This window comes from Rubripirellula tenax, from assembly GCF_007860125.1.
GTDB classification, from domain to species: domain Bacteria; phylum Planctomycetota; class Planctomycetia; order Pirellulales; family Pirellulaceae; genus Rubripirellula; species Rubripirellula tenax.
On record NZ_SJPW01000003.1, the window covers coordinates 134,446 to 152,464 of the forward strand.

Genomic DNA, 18,019 nt, shown 5'->3' on the forward strand with positions numbered 1-18,019 from the left:
CGCTGCCGTCCAGTGAAGTGAAAGGGTCGATTGAGAATCATGAAGAGGCTAGTGACACGATATCTCAACAGTGGGTGGTTGCCCGCACTCGCGTACATCGTTCTTCTTGTCGCGTTCACAATCGCGGCAGTGTCGCGATTCGAGTTGCTGGCCAATGTGCTGTTTTGCGCTGGGGGACTCGCGTTTGTCGGGATCATCGCAGCATCTTTGTGGCACCTGATCTGCAAACGCTGGCAACTCGGGGGCATCAGTCTTATTTCGGTTGTTGGGTGTGGCGTGGCTACCGTCTTCGCATTTGGCGTTCTGATGTTTTCATCCATGTTTGGCCCTAGCGAAGACGGTTTTGCCGACAACCTGACGATCCCTGAAGGCATTGAGATTGCCGAACCGGATGCGGGTGATACTTGGGGCGGATATGCTTTGCGTGACGACACACTCGAGGGAAGCGACAAATTTCAAGACAGAGTCCGCATGGCTATGCGTGCTTCGGGCAATGATTCGACCGAGTTTACTGCTGACATGCCGTCGCTGCGCAAAGCGTCGACAGATCACGCCAACATTTTCGGTAACTATATCGAGGCGTCTCCGGACTGGCATGTGTTTCTTGAACAAGGAAATCGCTTTGCTTCCCGCCGTTGGAGTTTTTGGGGAGAACCACGCGACACGTTGCACGGGTACATATCGGAATTTGGTGGCGACTCACGGTTTCAAACCCGCTGCCTGCTGTGCCTCGATCGCAAACAATGGAGTCGGTACTCGGTGCAGCATGTGCAGGAGGGAAAGGATTCAGTGGAGCCGCAGATGACCCTGGGTAATAGTCTGCACGAGAGCCGGGTCATGATTGAGTGCGGCGGTGTGTGGGTGGAAGTGTTTGAGCAATCGGACAAACCCGAGCGGCGCATGACGAAAGCCACAGTCGCTTTTTTGGAAGATGAGTTTTCGGATTTTTTGACGAGCCCAAAAGACGCTTTGGCAGCAGCACAGGCTAGGTCGCGTGACTTGGCAAGTCGCCTCGCGGGAAAAGATGGCCGTCCCTTCCGATTGCTGACGGGCATGCAGCCAGGAATTTACGAAGTGGCATATTCGCTCAATCCTGGTGAGCCAGGATCGGTTTACTTGAAGGCGTTCGAAGTCACTGAGGGAACGCCATTGTCGGTGGAGCGACTGGAACGCGCATCGAAAACTCGGATGAGTTGGTCACCCGAGACCGCAGAAAGTTTCGGTGCCAAGGCGGGGTTCACGATCTATGAAGGCGACTGGGGAAAGCCTTATGCCGCCCGCTTCGAAGTCTGGTTCCGCCCGGATTCGAACAAGCCGGAACGCAAGCTCGCCGAACGAATTTTCAAGATCGAAGGCTGGCAACGATAGGAATCGTCGACGACGAGCGTGGCGTCTCTTGATCGGAGATCGTAAGTCACCGGCGAGCCTTACCCGAGCCGCGTTGTCGCGTTGTCGATTTCAGCAAGCGCCCAATCGCATGCGGCCAAAAATTTTGTGAGCGATTCGGGATCGACCAGCAATTCCAGGCCGAATGTTGGACGGCGGGTCAATGCCTCATCGGCAATGGCGACTCCATCAATCTCGCAAAGACGCCTCGCAAATTTCTGTCGCATCGCCAGCTCGGCAAACGGTGGCGTCCGCATGTACTGGAATTGCAGCTCGACCTTGCCGTAGGTCCATAGCGAAAAAATGAAATTCTTTCCGACGTCGTTGTCGTATACCGGAATGAGCGACCCATCGTGTTTCCCCTGGCCCCACCAGATCCTCAGCTTGCGAGCGTTCGCCCAAGCAAGGCACTTGCGAGCGACTTCACACTCTGGTGTTCCTCGGCGACTTTGCAATGCTTCGAAGAACGATGCCTCGTCCCATTGCCTAGCCGCGCCGCCCGACGACTTCTTCTGTCGAGCGGTTTCGGACTGACCGATCACGCGTGGCACCAGCGTCTTAACCCCCGTACCGATGAACTGCTTGACTTCGATCGCAATCACTTCGGCCGGGTCCATCTGTTCGTTCAGAAACTCGACAACGCGGCGCAGTTCAGCGGGAATAGCATCAGCCAGAAAAACCATGCGAATTCTTCCGGCTTGCAGGTTCGTCTTCACTCGCTGCCAAAATTCGTCGACGTCACAATCGGCGCCCAATAGTGTCGTCATCGCAGCGTCTGCTCTCTGACTATCCTCTTCGCAGCGGGCCTGAAACTTGGCACGCACCTCTTCGACCGGCCAGTAAACAACAGCGTTGGCGGCATAGTCGAGCATCTGTCCGATCACTTCGCGACGTATCCGGGTATCGCTGCTTCGCTTCACCTCCACCAACGTTGGCACGGCGTCTTGGTCCAAGAACAGATGATCGAGTGACCAGCGTCCATTGCTACCCTCTTCGCCCGGCACCGACATTTCACGTGTCACCAGCAACCATCGTCGAGGATCCTCGCTGTTGATCTGGTCGCCTGCCAACAGGTCCGGGTGTTTGACCAGCATTTCCTGGAGCAGTTTTTCGGAGTCGTAGGGAGCTTCCTCCATCGCGATCAAGTCCGAGTCGCCGCTGAGCAAGTAGATTTTTCCCGCCATCCTTGTTTCCTATGGGTCCGGGAGCCTTTGGCGTGAGTGTGCGAGGCGTTCGAAGACGATCATTTGCCTGGCCAATTCGGCAGGTCGAATTTTTTGACCGTATTGGCAGTGTGTTCGTCGTAGTGACGATCCATTTGTTTGAGTAGCGCCCCGAGTGTGGGCCAGCGACTTCCGGGCGCCTTTTCGTTCGGTTTGATGCCATCGAGCAGGTAGGCGAACCGACGACAAAAATCGCTGACGTGGCTCATCCGGCGAGCCTCGTCGGCGCCCGACCAGTCCGGGTGCGCCGCGTCGTAGTCCGGCGGCATTTGCTTGGGATTGAAATCCATGACCGGAACCGCCGGATCGATGGCGTGATAGATCTGGGAGAAAAATTGCAGTTGCCGGCCCACCATGTGTTCGGCATTCCAGCGAGGCGTATGGGTTCCGTTGGCCGGCTTGAAATTCATTTGCTGGACAGTCAATTCTGCGAACACCTTCTGAGACGCTTCGCAAGACTTCTCCATTGCCGTGAAAAGTTCGTCTACGTCGTCGGGCATTTCCCAGGCCGTGTCCGTCAACGCAATGATCTCTCGCTCGATCGGATCAGAATGGCTTGATCCCACGGCGATGGTGTTGTGCGTGACGTGACGAGTCTGATCTTCGCCAAGCATCCACTTTGCCACTTCGGCGAACGTGTCACTGTCGGGATCCAGACCGCTCAACAGAATTCGCGGCGGATCGAGTTTCTCGATCAGTCGTTTCACTTGCGGCGTCTTGAGCCGATCGACGTCTTCACCACCAATGACCAAAACATCAGCGGCCAACGATTCCGGCAATTCGGCATTCCAATTCCGGCTAAGCGATGCACCGGAGACAATGATCGCATGAACACCCAATGCTTCGATGTGGGCGGCACCAACCGAGTCGTCGCCGAGAGTGACCGTCTCGACTTTGAGCGAATCATGGCCGGTATCCGATGCATCGCCGGGATCGGTGATCTGCCAGGCTCCGTCAGTTTTGAACGTGATCTCTTGGCCTGCGAACGTTTCGACGGTCAACTTACCGTCTGGCCATCGACGGATCGCCATCGGTTCGCCGCCCAAGGCGACAACGTCGACAAAGAGCATGGACGCGATCAACGCAAACAGAAGAAACGGTCGAAGCATGGCGAAACCTTTGACGGCTCAGGAGAGACAAGGTGGTGAAGATATCCGCGGAGCCCAACACTCAAGAGCGTGTTTGACATCGCGAACATAAATACAATCTGCGGCTGGCGATCTCGATCGCATCAATCGCGTTGTCACATCGCGGACATCGCGGCTTTCCGTAAATACGAAATCGATCTTTGTTTTCGAGATCTTTCAATGGCTTTCCAGCTTCCTTGGCCGTCACGCTGATGATCTTTCCGTACTTCAATCCCGTTTTCATCATCTTCGTCAGCGATGACCAGACGGCGTCGAAGGCTGATTCGGATAACTCGTCACCCGGCGTCGTGGGGTCGACCAGCGTTTCAAAAAGAACTTCGGCACGAAAGATATTTCCAACCCCGGCGACGACGGACTGGTCCAACAGCAAGCCTGCGATGGGCTTGCCGCTTTGCGAGACGTTTTTCCATACTTCCGATTTTTTGCCTCCGGCCAACGGATCGGGACCGAGCGCCGCGACCAATCGATCGCGTTGTTCGTTGTTGATCAATTGGCACGTCGTCGGCCCGTTCAAGTCGATTGACTCGCGATCGCCCACCATTCGGATTCGGACTTGCCCGATCGGGAGTGGCGGCGGCGAAGAGAGCTCGCGAAACTTTCCGTAGCGCCCCAGGTGGATGTGGACGATGCGACCGCCTTCAAAAGCGTAGAAGATCCGTTTACCCGCGGCTTCGACAGATTCGAGCGTCCGTCCAGAAACCTTTTTCGCATCGGCTGTGAAACGGCCTTGTGGGCTGGTGACTTTCAGCGTCTGCCCGGCGAACATCGCCGAGTGACGTCGGGCGATGAAGTGAGTCTTGTGACCTTCGGGCATGTTGGCGATCTACTTTCTCAAACGCGACATCAGTTCGGACCTCAGCGGCTCGCTCGCCAGACGAATCGCACGACGATAGTTCGCCTTCGCCATTCGCATGTTACCGGCGGCTTCGGCTTGTTCGCCTCGTTGCAGGTAACCGATCAATCGTTTGTCCGCGAGCGCTGCTTGCGAACGGTACAACTTTGTCAACTCGTTCCGCGTCGCTTCGACGGAACGATCAATCAACACCGGATAGTTGCCGACAACCGGCGTCAATCCGACGACGAATGGGCGAATGGTCCCCGACATGAACGAACCCGGATAACCATCTAATGTGGTCAGCGACGGAGAGGTCCCAACGATCGATTGGCTGCTGCTTTGACCGAACGTGAAATTCAGCGAACCAAACGGCCCACTGATTCCGCCGGTGGTCTGGGCGACGGCGATCGGGATCGTAATCAGTAGCATTGCGGTGGCGGCGATGATTCGATTGAACATGCGACGGCTCCAAAAGAAATTGAGTTCATGCGTCTGCCATGAATTGTAACGCATTGTCATCTGCGGTAACTTTCGGCCATGAAGAAAGTCAGCCTTTACACCGACGGTGCCTGCAGCGGAAACCCTGGACCGGGTGGCTGGGCGTTTATCTTGCGATGCGACAAGAGCGGCAAGGAGCTAGAGCGTTCCGACGGCGAACCCGAATCGACGAATAATAAGATGGAGTTGACGGCAGTGATTCGCGGACTGAAGGTGCTGAAAGAGCCTTGCGAAGTGACGCTGTACGCCGACAGCACCTATGTGTTGCAGGGCATGAAGTCGTGGATGGCCGGGTGGAAGTCGCGCGGCTGGAAACGGAAAGAGGGCAGCAAGTTGGCGGAAGTCAAGAACGTCGAACTTTGGAAACAACTCGACGCGTTGATGCAGACGCACCAAATCAGCTACGAGCACGTCAAAGGGCACGCCGGCCACCTGGAAAACGAACGCTGCGATGTCCTGGCTGTTGCCGCATATCAGCGCTATCTACCGAAGCGTTAGTCGCGGCTTCGGCACCGCGATGATGAATCGGCCAAATCCTGGGGTTCCATCCAACTCGCTGATGCTCGTGTGGATTCACTCCAGGCTACCATCCGTCGCTGCTCCGCAGCTGGACCAGACCCACTGCGTTCGGGGCGAAAAAACGCTATAATCCCGGGGTTCGCACATTGGTGTGCTCACGTCCTTTTTCTTCGTCTTTTTGCAGGCTTTCATGAGCGACGCCCCCACCGCAGACACCCCCGACGAAAGTGCATCGGAAGAGAACCAGCCCGCGACCAACGCGAGCTCGGCATCCACCACCCAGGCGTCGACCATCCCGGCGGCCAACAAAGAGTATGAGGGCAAGGACCTTCAACACCTCTCGGACCTTGAACACGTCCGCGAACGGCCCAGTATGTACATCGGCGACGCCAGCAATCGGGGCCTTCACCACCTGGTCTACGAAGTCGTTGACAACTCGATCGATGAAGCGATGGCGGGCTTTGCCAAGTCGGTCAGCGTCGTCGTCCACACCGACGGCAGCGTCACGGTCGAGGACGACGGTCGCGGGATCCCGATCGACCGCCACGATCAATTGTCCGAAGAACTCGACCGCGAAGTCACCACGCTCGAAGGCGTGATGACGGTCTTGAAGTTCGGCGGAAAATTCAAGAAGGGTGCCTATCAAACGTCCGGCGGTTTGCACGGCGTCGGTGTCACGGTGGTGAACTTTTTGAGCCAATGGGCCAACGTCGAAGTCAGTCGCGAAGGGTTCACGTGGACTCAGGAATACGAACGCGGCATACCGACAACGCCCGTCACCAAGGGTCGTGTCACCAAGAAGACCGGAACCAAGGTGACGTTCAAAGCGGACGGCCAGATCTTTAGCACCACCAAGTACAGCTACGACACGCTGTACAAACGATTGCAAGAATTGGCGTTCTTGAATTCGGGCGTGCATATCAAGTACTTGGACGAGCGAAACGGCGAGGGCGGCGACTTCAAATACGAACGGGGCATCGTCGAATTCGTCGAACACCTCAACCGAGCCAGCGACCCAGTTCACGCCGACGTGATCCGCATCGTCGGTGAAAAGGATGGCGTCCAGTACGACATGGCGCTGCAGTACACGACCGAATACACCGAGAACGTCCAGTCCTACGTCAACAATATTCACACCACGGAGGGCGGAACCCACGAATCGGGTTTCCGCAGTGGTTTGACGCGGACGCTGAACAACTATGGCAAGAAAGAGAATCTGTTCAAAGGCGTCGCGCCGGCGGGCGACGATTTCCGGGAAGGCATCACCGCCGTCATCAGTGTTCGTGTGCCCGAGCCGCAATTCGAAGGCCAGACGAAAACCAAACTCGGTAACAGTTACGTCGACGGCATCATCAGCGGTGCGGTGGGCGAACAGCTTTCCAAGTACATGGAAGAGAATCCTCGCGTCGCGGTCACGATTGTTCGCAAGGGCATGTTGGCGGCGGAAGCACGCGAGGCTGCTCGCAAGGCCAAAGACTTGCTTCGCAAACGCAAAGATGCGTTGTCCGGCGGCGGCTTGCCGGGCAAACTTCGCGATTGCATCAGCAAGAATCGGGACGAGTGCGAACTGTACTTGGTGGAAGGTGATTCGGCCGGTGGATCGGCCGAGGGCGGACGGATGCGAGAGTATCAGGCGATTCTTCCGCTTCGCGGAAAGATTATCAACGCTTACAAATCTCGCGAAGCGAAGGTGCTGGAGAACACCGAAGTCCAATCGATGATCCAAGCGATTGGCACCGGCATCGGCGCCGATCAAGACTTGACCAAACGTCGGTATGACAAGATCGTCATCATGACCGACGCCGACGTCGATGGCAGCCACATTCGGACGCTGCTGTTGTGCTTCTTTTATCGACAGATGTACGAGTTGGTTGCGCGGGGTCACGTCTATGTTGCCCAGCCGCCATTGTTTCGTGTCCAACACGGCAAGAAACGGTACTACATCCAAACCGATGGCGAGATGAAGACTCAGTTGCTCGAACGCGGTTTGAATGACACGATCTTTGAAGCGGAAGACGGTCGGCGTGTCGAAGGCGACCAAATGCGTGCGCTATGTACGTCGCTGGCCGCAATGGAAGACGCCGTCGTCGCGCTGGAACAACGTGGCATCAGCTTGCGAAGCCACGCCATGCGTTACGATCCCGTTGCCGAGAAGCTGCCTTCCCTGCTGGTGACCCACGGTAACGAAGAAAATTGGTTCATGACCCAGGACGCGGTTGAAGAATTCTTGAACCAGCGAAACTTGACTCTCGACATCGAAGAAGACGACGACGACGAGCTGGAGATCACCGACGACACAACGGCGACTCCGGCCGAACCCAAGATCAAAACGCCACCGGACAACTTGGCCCACCTGACCGAATTGCACGAGGTCCGAACGATCAACAGCGGCCTGAAGGATCTGCAAACTCTCGGCTTCAGCGTCGACGATCTGATTCCGATCGAGCGAACGGGATCGACAACCGCGCGGTTCGAATTGGTACGCGGCGAAGACATCCGGCGTCCCATGGAAGATCTTCGCGGGCTGCTGCCCGAAGTTCGCGCAGCCGGCGAAAAAGGACTGCAAGTGACTCGCTTTAAGGGGCTGGGTGAAATGAACGCGGAAGAGCTTCGCGAAACAACCCTGGACCCGGCCAACCGAACACTGTTGAAGGTCAACTTAACCGACGCCGGTGCCGCCGACGAAATGTTTCGATTGCTGATGGGCGACAAGGTCGAGCCACGTCGCGAGTTCATCGAAACTCACGCGCTGGATGTACGAAACCTGGACGTTTAGAACCTCGATACCAGGCGACCGGTACCGGGCGATAGGAATGATTGGCGGCCATGAATCGACTCGCTGAATCGCTCTCGCCTTATCTGCTTCAACACCAAACCAATCCGGTGGATTGGTTCCCGTGGGGCGACGAGGCGTTTGAGTTGGCGCGGTCCACGGACCGACCGGTCTTTTTATCGATCGGGTATGCGGCGTGCCATTGGTGTCATGTGATGGAACGCGAGAGTTTTGAGAATACGGCGATCGCCAAATTTTTGAATGACTATTTCGTTTGCGTCAAAGTTGATCGCGAAGAACGACCGGACGTCGACCACGTTTACATGAGTGCGGTCCAGTTGATGACCGGGCGCGGCGGTTGGCCAATGAGCGTGTTTTTGAATCACGTTCGCCAACCGTTCTACGCTGGTACGTATTGGCCGCCCACGTCGCGACAGGGCATGCCCGGATTCGGACAAGTGCTCGACGCGATCGCGGCCGCTTGGAATGAACGCCGTGACGAAGTCAATCAGCACGCCGACCAAATGAACGATGCGATGATTGGATTGGCGACGGGCACCTCCGAAGTTACGTCGGCGATACCGGATGCGTGTTTGGTTGACCAAGCCGTCGATGACTTGCTCGATCGCTTTGACGACCAAGAAGGCGGGTTTGGCAGCGCGCCCAAGTTTCCTCATGCCACGGACTTGGACTTGCTGCTTCGGCGGGCCGCCGTCAGCGGCGACGAGCGATTGATTCACGCCGCCGAATGGACGCTCGACAAGATGGCGTGCGGAGGCATCCACGATCACATCGGCGGCGGGTTCGCCCGGTACAGCGTCGACGGGCGTTGGTTGGTGCCACACTTTGAAAAGATGCTGTACGACAACGCCCTGTTAGCTGAAGTCTATGTCCGCGCCTATCAAGTCACGGGGAACGAAAGACACGCCGACGTCGCCAAACAGACGCTTGACTATCTTTGCCGCGAAATGGTGGACGACGCCGGCGGGTTCCATTGCAGCGAGGATGCTGACAGCGAAGGCATCGAGGGCAAATATTATGTCTGGACACCCGATGAAGTCATACAAGCACTCGGCGAAGTACGGGGCCGACGGTTCTGTGAAGTCTACGACATCACATCGGACGGCAATTTCGAAGGCAAGTCGATCGCCCATTTGAAATTTTCCGTCGGCAATGCAGAACTGGCGGCGGAGCTAGCCGAGGATCGAGAACGGCTTCGGCAAGTACGCGACGGGCGGGTCCACCCCAGTCGCGATGATAAAGTCATCACCGCCTGGAACTCGCTGGCGATCAAATCACTTGCCATTGCCGGCGCGGTATTGAATGAGCCGCGTTACATCGAAGCCGCTGAGCGTTCGGCGAAATTCGTGTTGTCGACGATGCTTCAGCCCAATCAGCGACTGCTGCACGCGTATCGTGACGGCCAGCCACATCTTGAAGGTTATGTCGATGATTACGCTTATACGATTGCGGCGTTCATCGCGTTGTTCGAGGCAACCGGACGCGCACGCTGGATCGCGCGGGCGACCAAGTTGGCGGACACGATGCTGGCCCATTTCGAGGACTCCGATCGGGGCGGATTTTATTACTCGGCTGATGTTGGCGAAGCACTGATCGCCAAGACAAAGGACTGGCATGACGGATCGTTGATCAGCGGAAACGCATCGGCGGCACACACGTTGTTGCAATTGTCGCGACTGTGTGATCGCGACGACTTTCGTTTGGCGGCCGAGCGAACGCTGACCGCGGGCGGGGAAGTTCTGGACAAGCAAGCCGCGGCTTGCGGGGGGCTGATTTCGGTACTGGACCTACATCACGGCCAATCCGAACAATGGGTGCTTGCAGTTCCCGATATGCAAGCGATGCAATTAGCGCGGACGAAGTTTCTGAAACGCTTTCGTCCCCGGGCGACGATCTCTTGGGTAGTCGGCGAGTCGCCGGAGTCGGGACCCGTTGTCGCGATCAATGCTGGGCGTGGTCCGATCGATGGCCAGACGACTCTTTATCGATGCATGGGTCATCAATGTGATCCACCGCTAACGAATGACGCGCTCGATCGAGCACTTCAGTAGTCCAAGTGGGGTCGGATCGACCAGACCTGACAGTCGTAGACGTCACATCCGTTACGACCGGCGATTTCTAGCAAAGCGTTAAGGTTTCCCACGCCAGAGTATTTTGACAGACGCGATTCGTGTCATAGGTTTCCAGTAGAAGTGAGCGGATCGGTGTTCGATCTGCTGCCGAGGCGAAACGAGTCACTGAATAGTGGTTTGCGAACTTCGGTCAGCCTTGCTTTCCATGACAAAGGCAAACCGCCCGAGAGGTCGGCACGCAAAGCTACGGATCCGTGGATGGATGTGAGCAATCACGTTTCACCCCAGGAAAGCCGGGCTGCCAAGGGTTACCAAGGCATGTCAGACGAAAGTCGGAAGACGGGCTGCTCCCTAACGGAAACGATTCACTTTGAGTCGTTCCTGAAAGTCGTCGTCGCATGTTGCTTACCCAACATGCTCTCACCTCGCGAGATATTTGACATGAAGAACTTCACGCAAAGCATTGTTAACTTCCTGAAGGAAGAAGATGGCCCGACCGCTGTTGAGTATGCGGTTATGTTGGCATTGATCGTCGTCGTTTGCTTGGCTGCTGTCGGTACCATCGGTACCAACGCAGAAGCCAAGTTCACCGAAGTCGGTAACGCAATCGGCAACTAGTTGATTGCCGTCGATTCTTTCGGCGGACCAAAAAGATATCTCGTCGCGACGCGGTGTGGGCTTTCATCGGCCCTCACCGCCGCGCCGGGATGCTTTTCGTTGAGGTCGGAACGAAGCAACCCTTCGCCCGAACCGAAACTTGAAACAGCCAACCGGACGCGCCCGCGTCACACGGCCCGCATCCGATCCACTGCGGGAGAACCCTGATCATGAACTATCCATTGCTACCGGCTGATGCTGCGGCTTACGCCTGGCAACTGTCTTGCTGTCTCGTGACGTTACTGTTCGCGATGTTCAGTTGGATGATCGGCCCACGTTAGTAACCCACCCACCTTGGCTGTCTCGCCACCGGCGGAGCCCTCCGAACGTTTCCGACGCGATCGCATTGCGATTGCCGCGGTTCGAATCGGCCGAGACAAAAAACGCACGCACGCAACATCCTTCACGGGGAAACAATATGACCACCTTATTCGCCGGCATCGCCGAAAACTGGACCGTCTGGTTCGTCACCATCGTATTGGTGGTCGCCGCTGTCATTGATGGCAAGATTCTGAAAGTACCTAACTGGTTGACTTTCCCATTCATCATGATGGGCTGGGTCCACTGGACGATTCAGGGCGGCATTGGAATGCAGGGGCTGATGTACAGCCTGCTCGGTACCGTTGTCGGAACGATGTGCCTGCTGTTGCTTCGCAACCGCGGCGGTATGGGTGCTGGCGACGTGAAACTGCTCGCCGGCGTCGGTGCTTGGTTGGGTGCAGTCGTCACTCTTTACGCATTCGCCGCGACAGCCATCGTCGGTGGAATCATGGCAGCAGTCATGATTTGGAGAAGCGGCGAATGGGAAAAGCACTTTGCCATGGCTCACAGAATCATCCATGAATGGAAGACCGTTCGTAAACCTGCCGCGCTCGCCGCCATCGCCCGCGAACGTAAGCCGACCATGTACTTGCTGCCCTACGGAATTCCGATGGCCATTGGATCGATCGCGTACTTCGCTCTGGCAGGCATGCTGGTGTAATCGCGTGCACGTCCAATCGTGAAACAAGTAAATCAAGGCATCGGCCGAGCGGGGCTTCCTCGCACGGCCGTTGTCAATTTGTAACGACTGAGTCGCTGAAACCAATTGAGTCATGCGAGCCGGTCGTATCGGTGATGCATCGCCGATCGTATGGGTTGCAGCGGCATACGCTCTTGTACCGAAACACCCTCTTAGCCGAATTCGTTTCCACGTTTTGGAATGCGTTGTAGGTTCAGTGCGGCCCGTGTCACAACGACCCAAAAGTTCCCATGCGAAAATCACTTTACCTACTGATCGCTCTGGTGTGCGGCACCGTTGCCACCGTCATGGCGAATCAATGGCTCAAAGCGCAGGCCAACGGCCAGGGTGGCGGCAGCACAACGGAGATTTTCGTTGCCACAGCCGCAATTGACATTGGCGAAGAAATCACGCCCGAACGGATTCGTTTGGAGCAGTGGCCCACCGATCGGATCCCCCAGGGTTCGTCAGGTGACTTTGAATCATTGAAGGGCAAATACGCCAAGCAACGTTTTTACGTCGGCGAGGCAATCATGCCCGTGAAACTTATGGACGAGAATTGGACGACCGTCCCCAAAGGCTACCGTGTGGTGGCGTTGAAGGCTGCGGACGTGACGATTGCCAACCTAATTCAACCGGGTGATCGCGTCGATGTGCTGGCATACTTCACCAAGAGCGACCTGATTCCTCAAAGCATGAGCAAGACCGTCTTGATGGGCGTTCGCGTTTACGCTCTTGATGGTGACACCGAACGCCGGGCAGGCGAAGACAAGTCAAAAAATCTGCGTAACATCCAATTGCTGATCCACGAAAAGGACACCGACGCTTGGCAATACGCCCAAGAGCTGGGGAACGTGCGATTGAGCTTGGGGAGTGACGCAGACTACAGCAACGAGGATGGATCCAACCAAGCCGGTCGCGAATTTTTGACCTGGCTGGAAGATCATCGCGTCGCTCAGGAAGAATCCGAGCGAGAGAAAGCTCTTGCTAAAGAACGTGAACGCCGCGAACTCGCTTCTTCACGTCAAGTGAAACCGGTCGCTAACGACACAAAGAAACGCGATGAAAACGGTTTCTCGATGTTCAAGATGACCGAAGGTCGGATGACGGAATACTGGATCGTGCCTGGTAAGTTGCCCGTGCGGATCGGTGAAGTCGGTGGTGAGAGTGATTCGCCATCTGAATCCATGACCGAGAACGCGCCGCCCGCAGCGACGACGCCCGAAGACAAAGATGCTGATGAAGATTACAGCTACTTGACTGGTGAAAACAGCCCGCTCTATCAATCGACATCGCCTCCGGGCGGACGTGGATCGGCCAGCGAGTAGCTGACAGCTTGTGGCGACGCTGTCACCACGAAATACGACGACTTAGCCCCTTTTTACTATCGTTACCCGCAGAGACCGTTGGCGCAGAACCTTACCACCATGGTTCGTTTCGGTGTCACCGTTTGGATGGATCCAAATCAGGTCTCGCAAGGATGCTTTTGCAATGGAAACGAACCGTTCGACGGCGAAACTTTTGGCCGCCATTTTCACGCTTGCTTTGGCAGGCAACCTTAGCCCCGACAGCGTTTCGGCTCAATCGAGTCCGGTACGCCTGGCGTCGGACACGTCGACGGTAAACCGCAACATCTCACAGTCGGTTGAACGATTGGAAATGTTGGTCAAGAGTAGCCGCATTTTGACTTTGGAAGATCGCATTCCAAAGTTTCAAGTTCACAACGAAGGGATCCTGGGGGCGACACCTGTGTCGCAGAACCAGATTCAAATCTTCGCCAAGACGCCAGGCACGACCCAGCTGAACCTTTGGGACACGAACGAAAAGCTCTACACGGTCGACGTGACCGTGATGCCCGACGCTCGCGAAGTCGAAGGCATCTTGGCCTCCCAACTGCCGTTGGCATCGCTTAAGGTCTTGCCAGTCAATACCAGCGCGATCATCTCGGGCAGCGTCACGAACGTCGACGAAGTGGACCGTGCGGTTGCGATTGTTGAACAGTTCTACCCAACGGTTGTAAACAACATTCGTGTCGTCGGGGTGCAACAGATCCTGCTTCACACCAAGATCATGGAAGTCTCGCGAACGAAACTTCGTGACTTGGGAATCGATTGGGGAAGCTTCACTCAGGATGCGTTCTTCTACAGCTCGCCAGGCAGCCTGATTGATCTTGGACAAAGCAACGTATCAGGTCTGATTCCATCCACCGAAGGTGCTCTAAGCGGAACCAACCGTATGTTTGCTGGCGGTGGCGACTTCACCGCCATGATCACCGCCTTGCGTCGTCAAGACTTGATCAAGTTCTTGGCCGAGCCAACGGTCGTCGCGACCCACGGTCGTCCGGCGCGTTTCAACGTCGGTGGTAAGGTCCCGTACTTGGTTCCCTCGGGTAATGGATCCATCACGGTCCAGTACGAAGAGTTTGGCACCGCAGTCGACTTCCTGCCCTTTGTTGTCGGCCCCGGTCGAGTGCGATTGGAAGTCCGCCCCGAAGTTTCCGAACCGGATGCTTCGAACGGGATCACCGCTGCCGGTGTTTCGGTGACGGCATTCCGTTCACGCTACGTCGAAACAGCCGTCGAATTGCAAGCCGGACAAACGTTTGCGATCGCAGGCTTGCTGCAGAGCCGAACCGAGTCGGTCACTCGTGCAACACCCCTGTTGGGCGAATTACCCTACATCGGAACCATGTTCCGCCGTGTACGTGAAGAACGTAACGATATCGAGTTGCTGATCACGGTCACACCTGAATTCGTAAGTGCGATGGATCCTCACGAAGTACCTCGCGGCGGCCCCGGACTCAACTCGACGTCGCCCACCGACTGCGAACTGTTTATGAAGGGACACATCGAAGTACCGAACACTTTGGGTGACAACTGCAACTGTCCAATCGAAAGCGACGGATTCAGCTATGGCCAAGACGCCCATGGTTACGGCGGACCTGTCGGAGCCAACGAAATTCACGGAGGCGTTGTACTGCCCCCGGGTGCGATCGTTCCGGGCAACGAACCGATTCAAGTCGGCGAAGGTGTCACGATCAGCTCGCCTCAGTAACTCGAAAGTCAACGCCCCTTTACTTGTACTTGCCTGAGACGGCTTCCTCTGTTCGATCTAATTTTTCCATCGGTCAATCACAATGAGTAACGTTTTACGAATCGCTTTGGTGGACCCCAATGATGGGTCACGCGAAGCACTCAAGAGCATGCTCCTGGGAATGGACACGATTTGGCTGGAGGCAGACTGTTCGCGATACGAATTCTTCCCGGACGTCATCGAGCAAACCGCTCCTGACGTGGGCGTCGTGGCGTTGGATTCGAATCCAGAGAAGGCGATCGAGCTGATCAAGAAGTTGGCCTCGACTGCACCCGACACCGCAATTTTGGCGGCGAGCGAGCAGACCGACGGTCAGATGATATTGAAAACGATGCGATCGGGCGCTCGTGAGTTTCTTACCATTCCGTTGAACAAAGAAGATCTCAACAGCGCGCTGCAACGCGTCAGTCAGCAAAAGTTCGGCGCCACCGAAGGCGGCGGGCGCAGTTGTGAAGTCTATGCGATTGCGGGTGCCACCGGCGGTGTCGGTTCCACCAGCACAGCGGTCAACTTGGGATGTGTCTTGGCGGCGGATCCGCGGAACAGTGTCGCATTGTTGGATCTCGACTTGGCGCTGGGTGATGCGGACGTGTTCCTGGATTCGATCCCGGACTACACGCTGGCTGACGTCGTTCAAAACATCTCGCGGCTTGACATCCAACTGCTCAAGCGGTCATTGACGAAACACAGCAGCGGATTGTACTTGCTGCCGCGACCGGTTGAGTTGCACGACACGCTTGCGATCACCGATGACAGCATTCGCAAGGTGATCGGGCTGTTGAAGGCTTCGTTCACTCACTTGATCGTTGACCTGTCAAAAACGTACAGCAGCATTGACATGGCGGCGATCGAGAGCGCGACTCGCGTGGTTTTGGTGACGCAGCTAGACTTGCCGTGTCTACGTAACGTCGTTCGGTTGATGATGGGCTTTGAAGAAATCGACGGTCTTCAGAACAAGGTCGAAATCGTCGTCAATCGCGCTGGCTTGGAAGCCGGACAAATCAGCTTGAAAAAGGCGAAAGAAACACTGGGGCGTGAAATCTTTGCATTGCTTCCTAATGACTATCGAACGATGGTCGAAGTGCGGAACAACGGCGTCCCCTTGATCGTTCAAGCTCCGAAGGCCGCGATCACGCAAGGCATTCGCGAACTGGCCGCGAAGCTGGAAGGCGGCGGTGCAAAGCCCGTCGACAGCGAGGATGCGGGCAGCAAATCGAGCGAGAGCAAGTGGAAAAAGTTCTGGCCCGGCGTCAAAGCGTAACGGCGAATCGTTAGTGGGTAGCGTTCTCGATCCAACGGATCAATGTCCGCACCATCGCACCGGTGGCCCCTGCGTCACGGTGCGGCTTGGCGCTGTCGGCAAACGCAGGCCCCGCGATATCGATGTGAACCCACGGTACATCACCGACAAAGTTTTCAAGAAACTTTGCCGCCGTGATCGCGCCGCCCCAGCGGCCCTCGCCGACATTCTTGATGTCTGCGATTTTGCTCTTGACCTTGTCGTCGTACAAGTCAAACATCGGCAATTGCCACACCGGCTCGCCTTCTTCCTCGGCAGCCACTTCGATGGTCTCGCATAGCGAAGCATCGTTGGGCATCAAGCCGGCAACTTCAACGCCCAACGCCACCATGCACGCGCCCGTCAAGGTCGCCAAGTCGACCATCGCCCGAGGACTGTGCTGAATCGCGACGTCCAAGGTATCCGCTAACACGACGCGACCTTCGGCATCGGTGTTCAGAATTTCGATGGTCTTTCCGCTGCGCGTTTCGATCACATCACCGAGCTTGTAGCATGATCCGCTGACCATGTTTTCCGCCAACCCGCAAAAACCAATGACGTTTTGCTTGACGCCCAATTGGGCGATCGCACGCATCGTCCCCAAAACGGTTGCGGCCCCTGCCATATCGCATTTCATGTCAACCATTCCCTCGCTGGGCTTTAGTGACAAACCGCCGCTGTCAAAGGTAACTCCTTTGCCAACGATCGCCAGCGGCGCTTCCGCACCGCCGCCGTTGTGCTTCAAGATGACCAGTCGCGGCGGCGCGGCCGAACCTGCACCCACAGCAAGGATCGCGCGACAACCTTCGGCTTCTAACTTCGCTTCATCCCAAATCTCGCATTCCAAACCGCATTCAGCGGCAACCTTCTTCGCAACCTCGGCAAAACTTGCCGGGTAGATCATCGCCGACGGTTCGTTGACCAATCGACGCGTTTGATTGATCGAACTGCCGATGATGCGCCCACGATCAATCGCCGCTTGCCCGATGCCAGCGAAGCCGATCTCTGCGGGGATCGTGGCCGAGGGTTCGCTCTGGTAGATCGCTTGATTCTCACATCCGAAGATCGCTCCCGCGACGACGACGTCTTGCATCTCAACAGGAAGTGATTCCCCCAACGCGATGATGATACGATCGCGCCGCCGATCCGATAGTTTCCTTACGGCTGCGGAAGCCAGATCGAAAGCGTTCGAGCGGGAAAGTGTCTTCTTACCCAATCCGACTACCAGAACCATATTCGGACCGTCGGACAAAGGTGACGCCAACAAGTTCATTTCACCCTGTTTGCCTCGCACTTGCCCTTTTTCGACCAAACGCGTTAGCCAACCGTTGGTGGCTTCGTCCCATTGGACCAACGTGGGCGAGAGCGTCCCGTCGCCGGATAGCCCGGCGACAACAATGGACTCGCGATCTTGGATCGGATCAGCAATCAGCGACAGGTTGGGCGACGGCAGGGGGAGGCTTTCGAGCATTCGATCTGTGGCGTTGGGATGTCAACAGACGGATACCAGTGGTG

Annotated in this window: 14 protein-coding genes and 1 riboswitch; of the genes, 9 read left to right on the forward strand and 5 right to left on the reverse strand. The window is 56.4% G+C overall.

Annotated features, from left to right (window positions below; genetic code table 11):
* Positions 1 to 51 precede the first annotated feature (51 nt).
* Positions 52 to 1,368: a hypothetical protein gene (locus tag Poly51_RS11430; protein WP_146457564.1), complete on the forward strand. Its 1,317-nt coding sequence runs from the start codon at positions 52 to 54 to the stop codon at positions 1,366 to 1,368.
* A gap of 59 nt (positions 1,369 to 1,427) precedes the next feature.
* Here Poly51_RS11430 and Poly51_RS11435 read toward each other — a convergent pair whose 3' ends face one another.
* The 4 genes from Poly51_RS11435 to Poly51_RS11450 all read right to left on the reverse strand — a co-directional run bounded on the left by Poly51_RS11435 (position 1,428) and on the right by Poly51_RS11450 (position 5,051).
* On the reverse strand, positions 1,428 to 2,570 hold the full coding sequence (locus Poly51_RS11435) for a hypothetical protein (protein WP_146457566.1): 1,143 nt from the start codon (positions 2,568 to 2,570) through the stop codon (positions 1,428 to 1,430).
* Positions 2,571 to 2,629: 59 nt separating this feature from the next.
* Entirely contained in the window at positions 2,630 to 3,718 is a 1,089-nt protein-coding gene (locus Poly51_RS11440; protein WP_146457569.1) for a DinB family protein, read from the reverse strand.
* Between the two features lie 61 nt (positions 3,719 to 3,779).
* On the reverse strand, positions 3,780 to 4,571 hold the full coding sequence (locus Poly51_RS11445) for an Fpg/Nei family DNA glycosylase (protein WP_146457571.1): 792 nt from the start codon (positions 4,569 to 4,571) through the stop codon (positions 3,780 to 3,782).
* Between the two features lie 9 nt (positions 4,572 to 4,580).
* Positions 4,581 to 5,051: a hypothetical protein gene (locus Poly51_RS11450; protein WP_146457574.1), complete on the reverse strand. Its 471-nt coding sequence runs from the start codon at positions 5,049 to 5,051 to the stop codon at positions 4,581 to 4,583.
* A gap of 78 nt (positions 5,052 to 5,129) precedes the next feature.
* Here Poly51_RS11450 and rnhA point away from each other — a divergent pair, with 78 nt between their 5' ends.
* The 8 genes from rnhA (at position 5,130) to Poly51_RS11490 (ending at position 16,486) form a co-directional block, all read left to right on the forward strand.
* Entirely contained in the window at positions 5,130 to 5,588 is a 459-nt protein-coding gene (gene rnhA, locus Poly51_RS11455) for a ribonuclease HI (protein ID WP_146457576.1), read from the forward strand.
* Positions 5,589 to 5,799: 211 nt separating this feature from the next.
* On the forward strand, positions 5,800 to 8,385 hold the full coding sequence (locus Poly51_RS11460; RefSeq protein ID WP_146457578.1) for a DNA gyrase subunit B: 2,586 nt from the start codon (positions 5,800 to 5,802) through the stop codon (positions 8,383 to 8,385).
* Positions 8,386 to 8,435: 50 nt separating this feature from the next.
* A complete protein-coding gene (locus Poly51_RS11465) occupies positions 8,436 to 10,454 on the forward strand; it encodes a thioredoxin domain-containing protein (RefSeq protein ID WP_146457581.1) in 2,019 nt (672 codons plus the stop codon).
* Positions 10,455 to 10,678: 224 nt separating this feature from the next.
* A riboswitch (cyclic di-GMP riboswitch) is annotated at positions 10,679 to 10,781 on the forward strand.
* A gap of 135 nt (positions 10,782 to 10,916) precedes the next feature.
* The gene (locus tag Poly51_RS11470; RefSeq protein ID WP_146458473.1) at positions 10,917 to 11,093 is read left to right on the forward strand and encodes a Flp family type IVb pilin; all 177 of its coding nucleotides are present in this window, start codon (positions 10,917 to 10,919) and stop codon (positions 11,091 to 11,093) included.
* Positions 11,094 to 11,550: 457 nt separating this feature from the next.
* Positions 11,551 to 12,114 carry an A24 family peptidase gene (locus Poly51_RS11475; protein WP_146457583.1) on the forward strand — a complete coding sequence of 188 codons (564 nt, stop codon included), beginning with the start codon at positions 11,551 to 11,553 and terminating at the stop codon, positions 12,112 to 12,114.
* Between the two features lie 269 nt (positions 12,115 to 12,383).
* Positions 12,384 to 13,460, forward strand: coding sequence for a Flp pilus assembly protein CpaB (gene cpaB / locus Poly51_RS11480; protein WP_146457584.1), 1,077 nt, complete (start codon positions 12,384 to 12,386; stop codon positions 13,458 to 13,460).
* Between the two features lie 163 nt (positions 13,461 to 13,623).
* A complete protein-coding gene (locus tag Poly51_RS11485) occupies positions 13,624 to 15,186 on the forward strand; it encodes a type II and III secretion system protein family protein (RefSeq protein WP_146457586.1) in 1,563 nt (520 codons plus the stop codon).
* An 82-nt stretch (positions 15,187 to 15,268) separates the two neighbouring features.
* On the forward strand, positions 15,269 to 16,486 hold the full coding sequence (locus tag Poly51_RS11490) for a nucleotide-binding protein (RefSeq protein WP_146457588.1): 1,218 nt from the start codon (positions 15,269 to 15,271) through the stop codon (positions 16,484 to 16,486).
* Positions 16,487 to 16,496: 10 nt separating this feature from the next.
* Here Poly51_RS11490 and Poly51_RS11495 read toward each other — a convergent pair whose 3' ends face one another.
* Positions 16,497 to 17,975, reverse strand: coding sequence for a leucyl aminopeptidase (locus tag Poly51_RS11495; RefSeq protein WP_146457590.1), 1,479 nt, complete (start codon positions 17,973 to 17,975; stop codon positions 16,497 to 16,499).
* Positions 17,976 to 18,019: the final 44 nt, after the last annotated feature.